The 3,813-nt window shown below is 55.0% G+C and carries 3 protein-coding genes; all 3 read left to right on the top strand.

Annotation, left to right across the window (positions count from 1 at the left end; translation table 11 throughout):
* Nucleotides 1-713 precede the first annotated feature (713 nt).
* The 3 genes from B2Y11_RS02650 (at nucleotide 714) to B2Y11_RS02640 (ending at nucleotide 3,574) form a co-directional block, all read left to right on the top strand.
* Nucleotides 714-1,652: an AEC family transporter gene (locus B2Y11_RS02650; RefSeq protein ID WP_291055858.1), complete on the top strand. Its 939-nt coding sequence runs from the start codon at nucleotides 714-716 to the stop codon at nucleotides 1,650-1,652.
* Between the two features lie 381 nt (nucleotides 1,653-2,033).
* Nucleotides 2,034-2,927 carry a DMT family transporter gene (locus B2Y11_RS02645; RefSeq protein ID WP_291055855.1) on the top strand — a complete coding sequence of 298 codons (894 nt, stop codon included), beginning with the start codon at nucleotides 2,034-2,036 and terminating at the stop codon, nucleotides 2,925-2,927.
* Between the two features lie 98 nt (nucleotides 2,928-3,025).
* Nucleotides 3,026-3,574 carry a sulfite exporter TauE/SafE family protein gene (locus B2Y11_RS02640; RefSeq protein ID WP_291055853.1) on the top strand — a complete coding sequence of 183 codons (549 nt, stop codon included), beginning with the start codon at nucleotides 3,026-3,028 and terminating at the stop codon, nucleotides 3,572-3,574.
* The last annotated feature ends 239 nt before the right edge of the window (nucleotides 3,575-3,813 follow it).

Raw genomic sequence — 3,813 nt, 5'->3', positions numbered from 1 at the left:
CTTGCATTGAATAAAAATTCAAGAATGAAATCCGATAACGATTTAATCAGCGCTTCCCTTAGCAGAATGTTCAGCGTGATTTATGCAGCAGGAAGGCATTTCCGTAACGTAAGGCTCCTTCCACTGGAAGGAGCTGGGCGGAGCCCTGAGGAACACCGAATATATGATGTCCTGCAGCTTTATGTGTCACATTAGGCCCCTGCGGGGCCTCGGCCTTTTGAGGGGCGCACTGATTCAGCCGCAGAATCAGCGCGCCCTTTACGAAAATCCGCTATCCTCCGTCGCCTGCGGCGCCCCCCTTCCAGAGGAAGGGGGCTAACGCACTACCTCATGCAGCACTGTTGACACAAAAGTAAAGAACGTAACGTCCCTGCCCACCCCTGTTTAAGGGGTGGGTGGCGAGCGCAGCGAGCCGGAAGGGGTTAGCCGTAAGGCATATAAGATTTGCGGCGAAGCCGCCACCACAACCCTCGGCGCCATAGGCGCCGTCAAACTTCAGAACCCGACCGCCAAAGGCCGGTCAAACTTAAGAACCTTTCTACACAACCCTCTGAAACACAACCCTTCTACACAACCCGCCGCCGTAAGGCAGCCATAACCCTCGCCCGCGGAGCGGGCGTCAACCTTCCCTTCTGCCCCCCGGGCCGCGCTGCGGCCTCCCGTGCAGTGATATAATAGGAAAAGGTTTTAAGTAAAAGGAAGGAGGAAAAAGGATGAACAGCCGCTTTTTTATCGTATTTGCCGACATCCTTCTGCCCCTCCTCCTGGGCATGGTACTCCGGCGGTGGGGCCTTTCCCGGGAAATCCTCCGCATGGTCATCAAAGCCAACGTGGTGTGCGTGGCCACTTTTCTATCACTGGTTTCCTTCTGGACTGTGCACGTGACGCGGGAGCTCCTGTGGCTTCCCATTTCCATCCTGCCTATCTGCTTTATCCCGGTTCTCCTTTTCTACGGATTCCAGAAGAACCGTTTCACCAACCCCCTGGACCAGGGAAGCTACATGATTTCCATGATGCTGGGAAATATAGGCACCCTGGCGGGCCTCTGCGCCTACGTGCTCTTTGGGGAAAAAGGCTTTGCCTACGTGCAGCTCATCGCCGTGCCCCAGATACTGGTGATTGTCCTTTACTGCTTCCCCATGGCCCAGCGGTTTTATGAAATAGGAACGGGCAGCGGAGAAAAGGGAAAGACGAACTTCCTCCGTCTCCTTCTTACACCGAACCAGCTTCCTGCCCTGGGAGTGGCGGCAGGACTTCTCCTCTCCGGCCTTCACGTGGAAAGGCCTGAAGCGGTGGGGACCCTTTTTACCGTCCTCATCCATGTGAGCGCCTGGATGGGCATGATGCCCGTGGGCTACGACCTCCGCCTGGGCAGCGTAGGCACCTATGCCCTCAAATTGTGGCCCATTTTCCCGGTGAAATTCATCCTTCTTCCGGCAATCCTCTACGGTTTGACTATCCTTTTCGTGAAAGACCCCGCCATGATTACCTGCGTCGTCCTCTCCGCCGGCGCGCCTACTGCCATCTTCGCCGTAGCCGCCTCCCAGCTCTACGGCCTCAACGTGGACATGGCAGAATCCTCCTTCGTCACCACCACCCTGGCCTTCCTCTTCGTCCTCTATCCTTTGGTGTACTGGTGGGTAGGAATGTGATCGGGATCGGGGTCGGGAGCAAGATCGGGGGCGCATGCGGCGGCAGGTTGTGGGCGCCCTTTGAAAATAAAGGGGCGCCATTATGATAAAACTTGTGTGGTGAGCCAGTGGGCTAGTGGGCTAGTGTACTAGTGGGCTGGTGGGCTAATGGGCTGGTAAAAACCATAGAACCGCCCTGACGGGCGATGGAAAAGAAGCACCCCCTTTGGTGGCTGACGCCACCACCTTTCCTCCCCGCAGGCGGGTGGGACAATATATAGGGGAGGAACCCCGGCCGCGAAGCGGCCTTTTTTACATTTCCGGAGCAGAAGTGTATAATAAAAACATTATTTATTTAAAAGAAGTATGGGAGAGAAAAGGAAACTTTTCAGGGGAGGGCTTATGAAAGAAGAAACCACGCGGGCCAAGGGCCAGTTTATTTTTGCCATGATGATTTTCGGCACACTGGGGATTTTTATCCGGTACATTCCTCTGCCCTCTACGGTGATTGCAGAGGCAAGGGGGATTCTGGCCACCCTGTTTCTTCTTGTGGTGGTGCTCCTCCGCCATTCTTCCATTTCAAAGGAAGCGGTGAAAAGAAATTTCAAATTTCTTTCCCTCTCTGGCGCCGCCATCGGAATCAACTGGATTCTTCTCTTTGAGGCCTACCGGTATACCACCGTATCCACCGCCACCCTGTCCTACTACATGGCGCCGGTGTTTGTGATTCTGGCGTCTCCCTTTGTAGTGAAGGAAAGGCTGACGGCGATGAAATTTCTCTGCGCCCTGGCTGCCTTTGGGGGCATGGTCCTTATTTCCGGCGTCCTGACAGAGCCGGGGGAGGGGGTTACCTTCAAAGGTATCGGCTTCGGCCTGGGGGCGGCTGCTTTTTATGCGTCAGTGATGCTTTTGAACCAGTTCCTGAAGGACATCAGCGCCTATGACATGACCATTACCCAGCTGGGCCTGGCCTCTTTGATACTCCTGCCCTATACCCTTCTCACGGAAAACCTTTCCGCCCTGCCCTGGGCGCCTGTGACGGTGATTCTTCTTCTTACCGTAGGCATTGTCCATACAGGCATTACCTACACCCTCTACTTCGGCAGCATGGCCGGCCTCCAAGCCCAGACCGCCGCCCTCTTCAGCTACATCGACCCCATCGTGGCCATCATCCTCTCCGCCTGCTGGCTGGGAGAACCCCTGGGCGCCGCTGGCCTTGCCGGAGCCGTCCTCATTCTGGGCTCCACGGTGCTGAGCTCCTTTTGCAAAAAAAACGGCGGCCTGGGGAAGCGCTGATTAAGTCGCTGTCTGCTTTTATTCTTATCAAAGCTGACTCTATGAATTAATCAGTGCTTCCCTGGGAGTTCCGCGTAAGCAGCCATAAGGAGATTTTTATGCTTTTCGTATCTATGATTTTATTAGGCGCTGTCATCGGCTTTGTGGGAGCCGGCGGCGCCGGCGTCACCATTACTCTCCTTACCGTAGGTTTTGGCGTACCGATTCACACCGCCCTGGCGGTGGCACTGGCTTCCATGACCTTTACCATGATTTCCGGTGCCGTCAGCCACTTCAGGGAACATGAAGTGGTGGTGAAGGTAGGCGCCGTAATCGGTGCAGGCGGCATTATCGGCGCCCTTCTGGGCGCTGCCGTTTCCAACCGCATGCCCTCCGACGATCTGAGCCTTATGACAGGCCTCATGGTCCTCTCCAGCGCCCTCATCCTTTACGTGAAGCTCTACCAGGCGGACTGGCTGAACCATCATCTCCACGGGCGCCGGATTCTGCTCACCGGCAGGAAACTTTATATCTACGGGATTCCCACCGGCATGGTTTCCGGATTTCTGGCAGGCGCCTTCGGTATCGGCGCCGCAGCCTACATCCAGATAGCCCTCATGGTCATCTTCGGCGTACCCCTTCTCCGCTCTATTGGCCTCATAGCATAGAACGTAACGCAGGCTCCTTCCTTTGGAAGGAGTTGGGCTGAGCCTTGAGTATAGGTCCGAGAAATTTTCTGAAATTTTTTCTCTCCAAGGGGGTAAAAAAATCGAACCTTCTGCGATATTAATAGTAGAGGGATGAAGAGACCTCATGAGATGATGAATCCCATTTCCTAAATGCTTTCTTCCACATCCGCGGTAGAGAGGAAGGCAGGGGAGAAGGGAGACATCAGGGAATTCCACTT

It is taken from the genome of Dialister sp. UBA1703, from assembly GCA_002320515.1.
Classification (GTDB): Bacteria; Bacillota; Negativicutes; order Veillonellales; family Dialisteraceae; genus Dialister.
Note: the sequence above shows the minus strand (reverse complement) of the source record. Positions and strands in the feature narration are given on the sequence as shown.